This window comes from Bacillus infantis, from assembly GCF_020171945.1.
In the GTDB taxonomy this organism is placed as follows: domain Bacteria; phylum Bacillota; class Bacilli; order Bacillales; family Cytobacillaceae; genus Bacillus_AB; species Bacillus_AB infantis_A.
Map to the genome: position 1 here is coordinate 15,048 of NZ_JAIVAP010000010.1, position 14,636 is coordinate 29,683.

14 protein-coding genes are annotated in these 14,636 nt (G+C 48.2%); all 14 read left to right on the forward strand.

Annotated features, from left to right (window positions below):
- Positions 1-139 precede the first annotated feature (139 nt).
- The 14 genes from LCM00_RS14445 (at position 140) to rpe (ending at position 14,601) form a co-directional block, all read left to right on the forward strand.
- A complete protein-coding gene (locus LCM00_RS14445; protein ID WP_224903316.1) occupies positions 140-1,015 on the forward strand; it encodes a YicC/YloC family endoribonuclease in 876 nt (291 codons plus the stop codon).
- Positions 1,016-1,072: 57 nt separating this feature from the next.
- The gene (remA, locus tag LCM00_RS14450) at positions 1,073-1,336 is read left to right on the forward strand and encodes an extracellular matrix/biofilm regulator RemA (RefSeq protein WP_009795972.1); all 264 of its coding nucleotides are present in this window, start codon (positions 1,073-1,075) and stop codon (positions 1,334-1,336) included.
- Positions 1,337-1,346: 10 nt separating this feature from the next.
- Positions 1,347-1,961, forward strand: a complete 615-nt coding sequence (gmk, locus tag LCM00_RS14455) for a guanylate kinase (RefSeq protein ID WP_009795971.1) — start codon at positions 1,347-1,349, stop codon at positions 1,959-1,961.
- 4 nt (positions 1,962-1,965) lie between these two features.
- Positions 1,966-2,187: a DNA-directed RNA polymerase subunit omega gene (gene rpoZ, locus LCM00_RS14460; protein ID WP_022543704.1), complete on the forward strand. Its 222-nt coding sequence runs from the start codon at positions 1,966-1,968 to the stop codon at positions 2,185-2,187.
- 583 nt (positions 2,188-2,770) lie between these two features.
- Entirely contained in the window at positions 2,771-3,976 is a 1,206-nt protein-coding gene (coaBC, locus tag LCM00_RS14465; RefSeq protein WP_224903319.1) for a bifunctional phosphopantothenoylcysteine decarboxylase/phosphopantothenate--cysteine ligase CoaBC, read from the forward strand.
- A complete protein-coding gene (gene priA / locus LCM00_RS14470) occupies positions 3,973-6,381 on the forward strand; it encodes a primosomal protein N' (protein WP_224903322.1) in 2,409 nt (802 codons plus the stop codon). Before coaBC ends, priA begins: the two co-directional genes overlap by 4 nt.
- 70 nt (positions 6,382-6,451) lie before the next feature.
- Positions 6,452-6,937 (forward strand): peptide deformylase, encoded by a 486-nt coding sequence (gene def / locus LCM00_RS14475; RefSeq protein ID WP_224903324.1) that lies wholly within the window; start codon positions 6,452-6,454, stop codon positions 6,935-6,937.
- Positions 6,934-7,890 carry a methionyl-tRNA formyltransferase gene (gene fmt / locus LCM00_RS14480; RefSeq protein WP_224903327.1) on the forward strand — a complete coding sequence of 319 codons (957 nt, stop codon included), beginning with the start codon at positions 6,934-6,936 and terminating at the stop codon, positions 7,888-7,890. Before def ends, fmt begins: the two co-directional genes overlap by 4 nt.
- Positions 7,880-9,226 carry a 16S rRNA (cytosine(967)-C(5))-methyltransferase RsmB gene (gene rsmB / locus LCM00_RS14485; RefSeq protein ID WP_224903330.1) on the forward strand — a complete coding sequence of 449 codons (1,347 nt, stop codon included), beginning with the start codon at positions 7,880-7,882 and terminating at the stop codon, positions 9,224-9,226. The genes fmt and rsmB overlap by 11 nt, the downstream gene beginning before the upstream one ends.
- Positions 9,223-10,314 (forward strand): 23S rRNA (adenine(2503)-C(2))-methyltransferase RlmN, encoded by a 1,092-nt coding sequence (rlmN, locus tag LCM00_RS14490; protein WP_224903611.1) that lies wholly within the window; start codon positions 9,223-9,225, stop codon positions 10,312-10,314. The genes rsmB and rlmN overlap by 4 nt, the downstream gene beginning before the upstream one ends.
- A 4-nt stretch (positions 10,315-10,318) precedes the next feature.
- The gene (locus tag LCM00_RS14495) at positions 10,319-11,080 is read left to right on the forward strand and encodes a Stp1/IreP family PP2C-type Ser/Thr phosphatase (protein ID WP_224903333.1); all 762 of its coding nucleotides are present in this window, start codon (positions 10,319-10,321) and stop codon (positions 11,078-11,080) included.
- Positions 11,074-13,053: a Stk1 family PASTA domain-containing Ser/Thr kinase gene (gene pknB, locus LCM00_RS14500; protein WP_224903336.1), complete on the forward strand. Its 1,980-nt coding sequence runs from the start codon at positions 11,074-11,076 to the stop codon at positions 13,051-13,053. Before LCM00_RS14495 ends, pknB begins: the two co-directional genes overlap by 7 nt.
- Before the next feature lie 20 nt (positions 13,054-13,073).
- A complete protein-coding gene (gene rsgA / locus LCM00_RS14505) occupies positions 13,074-13,955 on the forward strand; it encodes a ribosome small subunit-dependent GTPase A (RefSeq protein WP_224903339.1) in 882 nt (293 codons plus the stop codon).
- Between the two features lies 1 nt (position 13,956).
- Positions 13,957-14,601 (forward strand): ribulose-phosphate 3-epimerase, encoded by a 645-nt coding sequence (gene rpe / locus LCM00_RS14510; RefSeq protein WP_224903342.1) that lies wholly within the window; start codon positions 13,957-13,959, stop codon positions 14,599-14,601.
- Positions 14,602-14,636 lie beyond the last annotated feature (35 nt).

Here is a 14,636-nt window from a genome sequence, read left to right on the forward strand (position 1 = left end):
GGCAAGCTTAGCTTGCTGCTCAGCATACATAAATTTTGAGCAAGATCTGAAAGCCTCATAGCAGCTCCAGCTTTTGGGGACAGGGAAGAAAGTTGCTGTCTGCCGGGGGTGGCCCCGAAAAAAGAATGGATGTGATTTTGTGGTTTCAAGTATGACCGGCTACGGCCGGAGCAATAAAAGCACAGATGGCCTTTCGGTCACTATCGAACTGAAAACAGTGAACCACCGGTTTTCCGAGCACCAGCTCCGGATACCGAGGCAAATGATCAGACTTGAGGATAAAATCAAGAAGGTTCTAGCCTCAAGGATTAAGCGGGGCAGAGTCGAATTATTTGCCGGCATTGAAGGAGAAGGGGCCGTCAGCAGGAAAGTTAATGTTGACTGGGACCTCCTGGATGAATATTATCAATACATAATGCAGATTAAAGAAAGATATCATCTGAGCGATGGTCCGTCCATCACAGATCTGGCCAGCCGGGAGGATATGCTATCCATCCAGGAAGAGGATGCCGCGGATGGAAAGCTTGAAGCTATGGTCATCGAAGCGGTCGAGGAAGCTGCAGAGCGGCTGACTTCCATGCGGAAAGCTGAAGGAGCAGAGCTGGAAAAAGATATCCGGATCCAGCTGGATAAGCTGCAGGCCTGCCTTGCGCAGCTTAAGAACCTTGCGCCGCTGGTTATCAAGCAATATGGCGACCGGCTTGAGAAGAAAATGACTGAGTTCCTTGGCGAGCAGATTGATCAAAACCGCATCTTGGCCGAAGTGGCTGTGTTCTCTGATAAAGCCGATATCAATGAGGAAATAACGAGGCTCGAAAGCCATATCGGCCAGTTTGGAAGCACTCTTTTGCTGGATGAGCCTGTCGGCAGGAAGCTGGACTTCCTTCTCCAGGAAATGAACAGGGAAGCCAATACTATTGGATCTAAGGCCAATGATTCCTCGATTGCCAGAGAAGTGGTTGAGATAAAAAGCCTTCTGGAAAAGATGAAAGAGCAGGTCCAGAATATAGAATAAACGTTTAAAAGACTTCAATAACGGCCAAAATAAGTAACTGACGATTGGAGGACCACCATGCCGATTAAACTGATTAATATCGGGTTTGGCAATATCGTGTCAGCAAACCGGATTATTTCGATCGTAAGCCCTGAATCAGCACCGATCAAGAGAATTATCCAGGATGCCCGTGACCGGGGCTCTCTCATAGATGCGACATATGGCAGGCGGACAAGGGCTGTCATTGTGATGGACAGCGACCATGTTATTTTGTCGGCTGTCCAGCCGGAGACGGTCGCCCACCGATTAAATGACCGTGATGAAATTATTGATGAAGGGTAGGATCTGATAAATGCAGGAAAAGGGTTTACTAATCGTTCTTTCTGGTCCTTCAGGGGTAGGTAAAGGAACTGTACGAAAACAGATTTTTTCACAGCCGGATACTTCTTTTGAGTATTCGATTTCTATGACTACCAGGCTTCCGCGTGATGGCGAAGTCCATGGAGTCGATTACTTTTTTTCAAAAAGGGAAGAGTTTGAAGAGCTGATCAAACAGGAGAAGCTCCTGGAATATGCCGAGTTCGTCGGCAACTATTACGGAACTCCTGTTGATTATGTAAGGGAAACGCTGGATAAAGGAAGAGATGTGTTCCTTGAGATCGAAGTCCAGGGCGCACGGCAGGTCCGTGAAAAATTCCCTGACGGCCTGTTCATTTTCCTTATGCCGCCAAGCCTTACAGAGCTGAAAAACCGGATAACAACAAGGGGAACTGAGACAGAGGATGTTATCAAAAATCGTCTGACAGCAGCCAAAGAAGAAATTGAAATGATGAACCTGTATGATTATGTAGTTGAGAATGACCAGGTGGAACTGGCAAGCGAAAGGATCAAATCCATTGTTGTGGCTGAACATTGCCGCAGGGAACGGGTCGAGCCGCGCTATAAAAAAATGCTGGAGGTTGAATGAACATATGCTATATCCTTCTATTGACTCTTTAATGACTAAAATTGACTCTAAATATTCCCTTGTATCTGTGGCGGCAAAACGTGCCCGCAAGCTTCAGATTGATGCGAAGCCTCAGCTTGACAAATATGTGTCACATAAAAATGTCGGCAAGGCGCTTGAAGAAATTCATGCCGACGAGCTTCACTACAGACTAGGAGAAGTTCCACAGGGTGAAGAGCTGGAATAAACGTTAAAATAACAACCTGGCATGCGGGGTTGTTATTTTTTTTGCTGCTTGGACACTGGTCATGCAGGCGTTGCCACTGGACGCGGCGTTCTTAGCCTGCGCCTTTATTGGGCAAGCCGCTTCCGCATTTCGATTTGTCCAGCTCCAGCGGCTAGAGCCTCGAGTCATAAGCCACGGCAGAATTAAAGGCAAAGAACGCCTTTTATTCTGCCGCGTCTTATGCTTGTCGGCTCTGAGCAAGCCGCTTCCACATTTCGATTTGTCCAGCTCTAGGCGCTAGCCCCTCGAGTCATAAGCCAATCAGGCCAGAAGGTCAAAGAACGACCTTCCGTCCTGCTCGTCTTATGCTTGTCGGGGCTGAACAAGCGCCTTCCGCATTTCGATTTGTCCAGCTCCAGCGGCTAGAGCCTCGAGTCATAAGCCACGGCAGAATTAAAGGCAAAGGACGCCTTTTATTCTGCCGCGTCTTACTTGTCGGCTCTGAGCAAGCCGCTTCCGCATTTCAGGATAAAATAGATGAAATATATGTTCGTTTGAAGCATAATGGAGTTTAGAATATTGGGTTTGGATGGGGGTTTGGTTTATGCTGAATGGAAAAAGAATTCTCTTGTGTGTTACAGGCGGGATTGCTGTATACAAGGCGGCAGCACTGACGAGCAAGCTGACTCAGGCCGGTGCGGAGGTTAAGGTCATGATGAGTGAGTCTGCAGTGAAATTTGTGGCGCCGCTGACCTTTCAGGCGCTTTCCCGCCATGACGTATATATAGATACTTTTGATGAAAAAGACTCCAGGGTGATTGCCCATATTGACCTGGCTGATTGGGCTGACCTAATTCTGGTTGCACCGGCGACTGCCAATGTAATCGGCAAGCTGGCTAATGGGATTGCGGATAATATGATCACAACAACGCTCCTGGCTGCGACTGCGCCTGTTTGGATCGCCCCGGCAATGAATGTGCATATGTATGATCATCCGGCAGTACAGAAAAATATCAAGCTGCTTTATGAATACGGCTGCCGGTTCATTGAACCGGGTGAAGGCTATCTGGCTTGCGGATATGTCGGGAAAGGCCGCCTTGAAGAGCCGGAAAAGATCGTCAGCAATATAGAAGGATTTTTCAGGAACAGCAGAAGCCTTTCAGGAAAAAAAGTCGTGGTGACAGCAGGGCCGACAAGGGAAAAAATCGATCCTGTCCGCTATATCACCAACCATTCTTCTGGAAAGATGGGCTATGCATTGGCAGAAGAAGCCTTGAAGGCCGGTGCTGAGGTTACGCTGATTACAGGGCCGACTTCGCTGGCGAAGCCTGCCGGAGCCGCTGTCATTGATGTGGAAAGTGCAGAAGAAATGTATCAGGCTGTTGATCGTGTATTTGATGGAGCCGATATTGTCATTAAAACGGCGGCAGTTTCTGACTACCGCCCTAAAGTGGTGCGTGAAAGCAAGGTGAAGAAGCAGGATGGCGACCAGGTTCTTGAGCTTGAGAGGACTAAGGACATCCTGCTGGACCTTGGCCGCAGAAAAAAACAGCAGATTCTCATTGGATTTGCTGCTGAAACGGACCATGTTGAAGAATATGCCAGAAAAAAACTGGCCAAAAAGAATGCTGATATGATCGTTGCCAATAACGTAAAATCTGAAGGCGCAGGATTCGGCACAGATACGAATATTGTCACCATATTTAAAAAAGATGGCGGGGAAATAGCGCTGCCCCTCATGAGCAAGCACGAAGCGGCTGCAAAAATTCTGGAAGAAGCCTCAGCTCTCCTAAAGGATGAGGACCGATGAATGTTGCGAGTGTTATAGTCGATGTGCCGGCCAAGCAGACGGACAGGGCCTTTGATTATAAAATTCCTGACAGCCTTATCGGGGCGATTAAGCCGGGGATGCGTGTGATAGTACCTTTTGGACCGAGAAAAATACAGGGATTTGTCATTGGCTTAAAGGACAGCTCTGATTTCGGCAAGCTGAAGGAGCTCATTGAGCCGATGGACCTGACGCCTGTTCTGAATGCAGAGCTTCTTTCTCTTGGCAATTGGCTGACCACCCATACACTCAGCTATAAAATATCCGCCTTCCAGGCGATGCTTCCTGCAGCACTTAAGGCGAAATATACGAAAAAGATAAGGCCAGCAGGCGGCTTGGAAATAGGTTCTTTGCCGGAGACTGTGCAGCAGGCTTTTGGGAGCCGGGAAGAGGTGCCCTGGGAAGATGCTTCCAAAGAGGGGCTCCTGCCGCTTTTGCAGAAGGAAGCGGATAAGGGGAACCTGGAGGTCATCTATGAAGTGAAGGCAAAGGTAAGGAAGAAGAAGCTGAAGCATATCATACCGGCTGCTCCGGAAAAGCTGATCAGCTTCAAAGAGGATCTGCCAGTCCAGGCTTCCAGGCAGAAAGAGGTTATCGATTATTTTATAGATAACAATGGACCTGTTGAATTGCGCGGGCTCCTCCCCGCTCTGGGTGTTTCCGCCTCTACCATCAAAGGGCTTGTACAAAAGGGCATACTTGCTGAAAAAGAAATGGAAGTCTACCGGGATCCATATGAAGACCGGAGCTTTGAGGCAACATCTCCCCTTACACTGACCGCTGAGCAGGATGCGGCCATCAGGCCGATCCTTTCGTCCATCAATGAAAATGAGCACCATGTCTTTCTGCTGTACGGAGTAACAGGCAGCGGGAAAACCGAGGTTTACCTTCAGTCCATTCAGCGCGTACTTGAGCAGGGACGGGAAGCGATTGTGCTGGTACCTGAAATTTCCCTGACACCGCAAATGGTGACCAGGTTTAAGGGCAGGTTCGGGAATCAGGTTGCCGTACTCCACAGCGGGCTTTCTGCAGGCGAAAAATATGATGAGTGGAGAAAAATTCAGCGCAAGGAAGTAAAGGTCGTTGTCGGTGCCAGGTCAGCCGTTTTTGCCCCCTTTGAGAACCTTGGGATCATCATCATTGATGAAGAGCATGAAAACAGCTATAAACAGGAAGAGAACCCCAGATACCATGCAAGGGACGCTGCGATTGAAAGGGCAAAATACCACAGCTGCCCTGTCGTCCTCGGAAGCGCGACCCCTTCGCTTGAAACCTTTGCAAGGGCACAGAAGGGTGTCTATGAAAAGCTGGAGCTCACCAAAAGAATGAACAGCCAGCCTCTTCCAAAGGTTGAAATCGTAGATATGCGTGAGGAATTAAGGGAAGGAAACCGCTCCATGTTCTCCCGCCAGCTTCTTGATAAATTAAAGGACAGGCTGGAAAAGAAAGAGCAGACGGTACTTTTCCTCAATAAAAGGGGACATTCCTCTTTTGTCATGTGCAGGGACTGCGGATATGTCGTCAATTGCCCCAATTGCGATATCTCCCTCACCTACCACCAATACAGCCAGCAGATGAAATGCCATTACTGCGGCCATGAAGACCATGTTCCCCCTGTATGTCCGGAATGCGGAAGCGAACATATCCGCTATTTTGGGACAGGGACGCAGAAAGTGGAAGAAGAGCTTGGGAAAATCCTGCCTGAAGCCAGGGTCGTCAGGATGGATGTAGATACAACGAGCCGAAAAGGCTCACATGAAAGGCTCCTGAACGAATTCCAGGAGGGGCATGCAGATATCCTCCTTGGAACCCAGATGATCGCCAAGGGCCTGGACTTTCCGAATATCACGCTTGTAGGTGTGCTGTCAGCAGACACAATGCTGCATCTCCCCGATTTCCGGGCGTCTGAAAAAACGTTCCAGCTTCTGACACAGGTCAGCGGAAGGGCAGGGCGCCATGAATTGGAGGGAGAAGTGGTCATACAGACCTACACCCCTGAGCATTACAGCATCGAGCTTGCCGGTGAGCAGGATTTTGAAAGCTTCTACCGGACGGAAATGATGGTCAGGAAGATGCATCAATATCCTCCCTTCTATTATATATCGCTCATCACTGTCAGCCATGAAGATTTAATGAAGGCAGTTTCGGTGACAGAGAAAATAACGCAGTTTGCTGCGGCAAGGCTGAGCCCGGAAGCTAACATCCTCGGCCCCGTTGCATCGCCGATTCCACGGATCAATAATAGATATCGCTATCAATGTCTGATAAAATACAAACGGGAACCAGGATTGGAAAAAGTGTTAAAATCGGTTCTCGACCATTATCAGCAGGAGATATCCGCAGGCCTGCAGATATCGGTTGATCTGAATCCCTATATCATGATGTAGCGGTGGAATAATGGTTATGAGTTTAGGGAATTTGGTTGAAAATAGAGAAAAAGACATTGGAGGCAAGAAATTGGCCGTTAGAAAAATAGTTACTTATCCAGCAGAAATACTTGAAGAGCCGTGCGAGACGGTTTCAGAATTCGATAAGAAGCTTGTGAAGCTTTTGAATGATATGTATGATACGATGATAGAGTTTGACGGTGTCGGCCTTGCAGCACCTCAGATAGGCATCAAGAAAAGAATCGCTGTCGTCGACATTGATGACGAAAATGGCACGATTGAGCTCATCAATCCGGAGATTATTGAAACGGGCGGAGAACAAACAGGCCCGGAAGGATGTCTGAGCTTCCCCGGACTGTATGGAGAAGTGACAAGACCATTCACTGTTAAAATAAAAGCCCAGGACAGAAAAGGAAAAAGCTTCACGCTGGAGGCAGATGATTTTCTGGCAAGGGCGATCCAGCATGAAATCGATCATCTGGACGGTGTCCTGTTTACATCAAAGGTTAACAGATACCTGGAAGAAGAAGAGTTGGAAGGGTTGGAAAGCGAATGACAAAAATCGTATTTATGGGAACGCCGGATTTCTCGGTTCCTATCTTAAAGCAATTAATATCGGAAGGCTATAATGTGATTGCAGCAGTGACGCAGCCGGACAGGCCGGTCGGCAGGAAAAGAATCCTGACCCCTACTCCTGTCAAGGCAGAGGCTGTAAAGCAGGGGATCCCTGTCTACCAGCCGGAAAAGATCCGGGTGAAGGAAGAGCTGGACAAGATCCTGGCCCTTGAGCCTGACCTGATCGTTACAGCGGCATTTGGCCAGATTTTGCCGAAGGAGCTGCTGGAGTACCCTAAATACGGCTGCATCAATGTCCATGCTTCCCTGCTCCCTGAGCTTCGGGGCGGCGCACCGATCCATTATTCAATTATCCAGGGAAAAGAAAAGACGGGCATCACCATTATGTATATGGCTGAAAAGCTGGATGCAGGCGATATTTTGACACAGGCAGAGGTTGTCATCGAGGAGAACGATACGGCAGGCTCTCTCTTTGATAAGCTGAGCGAAGCAGGGGCAGCCCTTCTGTCAGAAACGCTTCCAAAGCTGCTCAAGGGCGAGCTTGAACCGATTCCTCAAAATGATGAAGAGGCGACATTTGCTTATAATATAAAAAGAGAGCAGGAACAGGTTGACTGGACCAGGACAGGTGAAGAAATATATAACCATATCCGCGGCATGAATCCCTGGCCTGTAGCTTTTACCACCCTTGGCGGGTCAGTGCTGAAACTGTGGAGCTCTGAAAAAGTCAGCCTTAAGGAAAAAGCCCTTCCCGGAACGGTTGTCGGGATTGAAAAAGACGGCTTTATCGCGGCAGCCGGGAATATGACCGGCATTAAGATTACCGAGCTGCAGCCGGCTGGAAAGAAAAAAATGTCCGGAGAACAATTTCTCCGCGGTGCGGGCTCTTCCATGAGCATCGGCACTGTGCTGGGAGAACAGCATGGCGAATAAAAATGTGCGCGAGGCAGCGGTAGAGCTGCTGGAAGCTATTGAAAAAAACCAGTCATACAGCAATCTCCTTCTGAACAGCAGCATCAAAAAAAATGATATCAGCAGCAAAGATACCGGGCTCCTGACTGAGCTTGTCTACGGTACGCTGCAAAGGAAAATGACCCTTGATTATCAGATGGAGCCATTCCTTAAGAATCCGAAGAAACTTGAAAGCTGGGTAAGGCAGCTGCTCAGGATCACTTTTTACCAGATGATCTATCTGGATAAAATCCCTGACCGGGCAGCCATCTATGAGGCGGTGGAGATCGCCAAGCGCAAAGGGCATAAAGGAATTTCCGGCATGGTCAATGGCGTGCTGCGGAGCCTGCAAAGGCAGGGCGCCCGCAGCCTTGAAGGCATAAAGGACAGGGCGGAAAGGCTGGCCGTGGAAACGAGCCACCCGCTCTGGCTTGTCAAAAGGTGGGTCGATCAGCTTGGATTTGATCGTGCAAAAGAAATGTGCGAGCTGAATCTGACAGCTCCCCTGCAGACAGGAAGGGTCAATCTGATGAAGGTGAGCATGGATGAATGCCTTGCAATGCTGGAAGAAGAAGGCTACCAGGTTGAAGCCAGCCCTGTCATCCCTGAGGCGGTCAAAAGCAGAAAAGGAAATCTTGCCCATTCACGCGCTTTCAAGGAAGGCTATCTGAGCATCCAGGATGAAAGTTCTATGCTTGCAGCATATGCCCTGGGAGCAGAAAAGGACAATAATATCCTTGATGCCTGTGCCGCTCCGGGCGGGAAAACAACCCATATTGCCGAAAAACTTGAAAATACAGGACAAGTCATTTCACTTGATTTGCATGAACATAAGGTTAAGCTTATTGCTGACAATGCCAGAAGATTGGGGCTGTCAAATATTGAAACAAAGGCGATGGACAGCAGGACTGTACAGGAGCACTTCGATGCGGGTTCTTTCGACCGCATCCTGCTTGACGCCCCATGTTCAGGGCTTGGTGTTATGAGGCGCAAGCCTGATATGAAATACACTAAAAAAGAAGAAGATATCATGCACCTGCAGAAGGTGCAGCTCAAATTGCTGGAAGCAGTCGCCCCTTTGCTGAAAGACGGGGGAACCCTTGTCTACAGCACATGTACAGTGGATCGGGAGGAAAACGAAAACACTGTGAGTCAATTCCTTGATTCACACCCAGAATTCTCCGGCGACCATTCCTTAGCGGAGAGGCTGCCTGAAGCAGTGAGAGCATTGGCAAAAGACTTTGAACTACAAATATTGCCCCAGGACCTGGGGTCGGACGGCTTTTATATAGCCAGCCTGAGAAAGAAGGTGCAATAGTGGAAAACGTTAAAACAGCAGAGAAGAAGCAGACAGCCGAGCAAAAACCATCCATCTATTCATTGCAGCTCGATGAGCTGAAGGATTGGCTCAAGGATAATAACGAGAAGGCATTCCGTGCCGCGCAGATATTCGAATGGCTTTACCAGAAAAGGGTGGCCTCATTCGACGATATGACAAACCTTTCAAAAGCTTTGAGAGATAAACTGAATGAAACTTTTACCTTGACGACATTAAAAACACTCATCCAGCAGACCTCTTCGGATGGAACAATCAAGTTTCTGTTCGAGCTTCATGACGGCTATTCCATCGAAACCGTCTTGATGCGCCATGAATACGGAAATTCCGTCTGTGTGACAACCCAGGTGGGCTGCCGGATAGGCTGTACATTCTGCGCCTCCACACTCGGGGGATTAAAACGCAATTTAGAAGCAGGAGAAATCGTTGCCCAGGTCGTAAAAGTACAACAGGCACTTGATGAAACTGATGAAAGGGTCAGCTCTGTTGTCATCATGGGCATCGGCGAGCCATTTGACAATTATGATCATATGATGTCTTTCCTTAGAATTATCAACCATGATGACGGGCTCAATATCGGGGCGCGCCATATTACGGTTTCAACAAGCGGGATCATTCCGAAAATCTACAAATTTGCAGATGAAAACATGCAGATTAACTTCGCAGTTTCCCTGCATGCGCCAAATACGGAAATCCGCAGCAGGCTGATGCCGATTAACAGGGCATATAAACTGCCGGACCTGATGGAAGCCATCCGCTATTATGTTGATAAAACGGGCAGGCGGGTAAGCTTTGAATATGGCTTGTTCGGAAGCGTGAATGACCAGGTGGAGCATGCTGAGGAGCTTGCATCATTGATAAAAGGGCTGAAATGCCACGTGAACCTGATCCCTGTCAATTATGTGCCTGAAAGGGATTATGTAAGAACACCTAAGGATCAGATCTTTGCTTTTGAAAAAGCGCTGAAGAACAGAGGTGTGAACGTGACCATCCGCCGAGAGCAGGGCCATGATATCGATGCAGCATGCGGCCAGCTCCGCGCGAAGGAGCGCAAAGAAGAGACGAGGTGACAGAATGAAAGCTGTCTTTATGACGGACAGGGGAAAAATCCGTCAGCATAATGAAGATAACGGCGGAATTTTTGTCAACCGCAGCGGTCAGCGCCTTGCCATCGTAGCCGATGGCATGGGCGGCCACCGTGCGGGTGACGTTGCCAGTGAGATGACCCTCCTGAAGCTGAAGGAGCTTTGGGAAGACAATGCAGGTGTTGAGACGCCGGAGCAGGCTGAGGAATGGCTGAGGGCCAATATTGGAGAAGTGAATGCCCTGTTGTTCGAACATTCAAAGAATAACAGTGAATGCGAAGGCATGGGGACGACCATCGTTGCCGCCATTGCGACCGGCCTGTTTGCCACCATTGCCAATATTGGCGACAGCAGGGGTTACATATTGAACGAATCAGGATTCAAGCAGCTGACAGAAGACCATTCCCTTGTGAATGAGCTCCTCCGCTCAGGCCAGATTTCAAAAGAAGATGCAGAGCATCACCCCCGGAAGAATGTTTTGCTGAGGGCGCTTGGAACAGAAGAAAAGGTACAGATGGACACCAGGACCATCGTATTTGAGGAGGAGGATCTGCTGCTTCTCAGTTCGGATGGACTGACAAATAAGGTTTCAGAGCAGGAGATGCATGAAATCCTGGCCGGGGAAAAAGAGCTCGGTGATAAGGCAGCGGATCTGATCCAGCTTGCCAATGACAACGGCGGTGAGGACAATATCACCCTTGTGATTGTCGAGTTTATGGATGCGGGCAGTTCTGGTGATACAGAATGCTGATTGGTAAAAGAATAAGCGGCCGCTATAAGATTTTGGATATGATAGGCGGCGGCGGGATGGCGAATGTTTATCTGGCGCATGATATGATCCTGGACCGTGATGTGGCCGTAAAGATTCTGCGCCTGGATTTTGCTGAAAATGACGAATTCATCAGGAGATTCCACCGTGAAGCGCAATCGGCTACAAGCCTCGCACATCCGAATATAGTGAGCATCTATGATGTTGGCGAAGAAGATTCAATCTATTATATTGTCATGGAATATGTGGAAGGGCAAACCCTCAAACAGTATATCCAGCAGCATTCACCAGTACCCATTGACACGGCACTGGATATTATGAAGCAGCTTCTGTCTGCCATTTCCCATGCCCATCAGCATCATATCGTCCACAGGGACATCAAGCCGCATAATATCCTGGTTGACCGGCTCGGGAATGTGAAAATCACAGATTTCGGGATCGCCATGGCCCTGAGTTCAACGAGCATCACCCAAACAAACTCTGTGCTTGGCTCCGTACATTATCTTTCCCCTGAACAGGCAAGGGGAGGGATGGCCAATAAGAAATCTGATATATACTCCCTCGGAATTGTGATGTTCGAGCTGCTGACCGGCAGGCTGCCTTTTTCAGGTGAGTCTGCAGTTTCCATCGCGCTTAAGCATCTTCAGTCCGAAACCCCTTCATTAAGAAGGTGGAATCCATCTATTCCCCAAAGTGTAGAGAATATCGTATTGAAGGCAACTGCCAAGGATCCTTTCCATCGGTATGAACATGTTGAGGACATGGAGGAAGATATCAGGACTGCCCTCGAACCGGACCGTATAAATGAAGAGAAGTTTTCGGTGCCGGAAGATGATGATGCAACAAAAGCAATTCCGGTCATCACCAGCGACCGTCCTTACCAGAATATGGACGAAACACGCGTACACGAAAAAGATGATAAAGGTTATGCCGCCAATTCGGCTCCAGCTGCCAAGAAGCAAAAGAAAGATAAGAAAAACAAAAAGAAGAAGTGGCCGATTGTCCTTGTTTCTTTTTTCCTTTTCTTTGTTGTACTGGGTGTACTAGCCTTGACGGTTCTTCCTGAGCTGTTCCTGCCAAAGGAACTTGAAGTTCCTGATGTGTCCGGGGAAACGATTGAGGATGCAACCTCCATTTTGACAAAGTCAGGCTTTGAAGTGGGAGACCCCGTCGAGATAAATGATGAAGAAATAGAAGAGGGCCTTGTAATCAGAACCGATCCGAAGGCGGGCAGGATGGCGAAGGAAGAATCCAGTGTAACCATTTATTTGAGCACGGGTAAAGAGAAGTTTGAAATGTCCGACTATACCGGAAGGTCGTTCGAAGAGGTAGAAAGTCTTCTCGGAGAAGAGGGCTTTAAACAAATCAGCCGGGATGACGTGAATAACGAGGAAGAGCCTGAGGGGACAATCCTTGAGCAGTCCATCGATGCAGGAGACGAAGTGATCCCTGAGGAAACTGAAATTGTGTTCACCGTAAGCAAAGGGCCTGCGCCGATTGTGCTGAAGGATCTTACCGGCCTGAACCTGAAGGGTGTCCAGGATTACGCAGAGTCAACGGGCCTGAAAATTGATACCTCGAAAGAAGAATTTCATGACACAGTTGAAAAAGGTCTTGTTATCAGTCAGTCCCAGCCGGCAGGAACAGAGCTTGGCAAGAATTCCAGCCTCTCAGTCACCTTCTCAAAAGGCAAGGAGGAAATTCCGCCAGAAACGGTAACTGAGGAAATCACTATTCCTTATGAGCCTGAGGTAGAAGGGGAGCCGCAGGAAATTCAAATTCTTGTAGAGGATTTAAATAATAGTATGACTGTGCCTTTTGATACATTCTATATTACCGAAGAACGGAAGTATGAGCTGGAGCTGATGATTCTAAAAGGCAGCAAAGCGTATTATAAAGTCCTGAGAAATAATAATCTGATCATTGAAGAAGAAGTCGATTATCCCGGGAACTAAAAAGAATTAGGAGTGTTTGTATGCCTGAAGGCAAAATCATTAAGGCATTAAGCGGATTCTATTATGTGCTTAGCGGCGAAAGAACTGTTCAATGCAGGGGCAGGGGAGTATTCAGGAAAAACAAGATCACTCCCCTTGTCGGAGACAATGTCGTATATCAGGCAGATAACGACAGTGAAGGATATATCCTTGAAGTGAAAGAAAGAAAGAATGAACTGGTCAGGCCTCCGATTGCCAATGTGGACCAGGCAATCCTCGTCTTTTCAGCTTCTGAGCCGGATTTCAGTACAGCTTTGCTGGACCGTTTTCTTGTGCTGGTTGAATTTAACCATATCCAGCCGATTATCTGCATCTCAAAAATGGATCTGGTAAATGAAGAAGAGAGAATGAAGATAGAGGACTATGCAGCTTCTTACAGGCAGGCAGGCTACGATGTGCTGCTGACTTCCTCGGAAAACGGGATCGGGATTGATGAGCTTCTTCCTTTCCTTGAAAGAGGGATTTCAGTCTTTGCCGGGCAGTCGGGAGTAGGGAAATCTTCTCTCCTCAATGCTCTCAGGCCAGAGCTGGAACTAAAAACGGACAACATTTCCTCACATCTGGGAAGAGGGAAGCATACAACCCGGCATGTAGAGCTGATTGAAATCGGACAGGGATTTGTTGCTGATACGCCAGGTTTCAGCTCCCTTGAGTTCACCGATATTGAAGCAGAAGAATTGAATTTCTGCTTCCCGGATATCAGGGAAAAAAGCGAGGCCTGCAAATTCCGTGCCTGCCTGCATATTTCTGAGCCGAAATGTGCGGTGAAAGCAGCCGTCGACAACGGAGAAATTCCGCAATACAGATATGAGCATTACAAAGATTTCCTCCAGGAAATAAAAGATAGAAAGCCGAGGTATTAATATGGTTAAGATTGCACCATCGATATTATCTGCTGATTTTTCCCGGCTGGGAGAAGAAATCAAGGGTGTAGAAAGGGGAGGGGCCGACTATATCCATGTGGATGTAATGGATGGCCATTTTGTCCCGAATATTACGATCGGCCCGCTGATTGTAGAGGCAGTCAGGCCGATTACAAAGCTGCCGCTTGATGTGCATCTGATGATTGAAAATCCAGATCAGTATATCGAAGCCTTCGCCAAGGCAGGCGCCGATTATATTACAGTCCATGCAGAAGCATCCACGCATCTGCACCGGACGATCCATCTTATCAAATCTTATGGTGTAAAAGCAGGCGTCGTCCTGAATCCAGCGACCCCGGCAGAAGCTCTTAAGCATATCATCCAGGATATCGACATGGTCCTTCTGATGACAGTGAATCCTGGTTTTGGAGGCCAGAAATTCATTTCATCGGTGCTGCCGAAAATCAGACAGGTAAAAGAAATGGCTGCAGAGCAGAAGCCGGATCTTGAAATTGAAGTGGATGGCGGTGTGAATGAAGAGACGGCAAAGCTCTGTATAGAGGCAGGCGCAAATGTCCTTGTGGCCGGTTCTGCTGTTTATAATCAGAAAGACCGCGCGAAAGCAATCGCTGCACTTAGGGGATAAAGAAAAAGAAAAGCCAGCTGAATGATTCGGCTGGC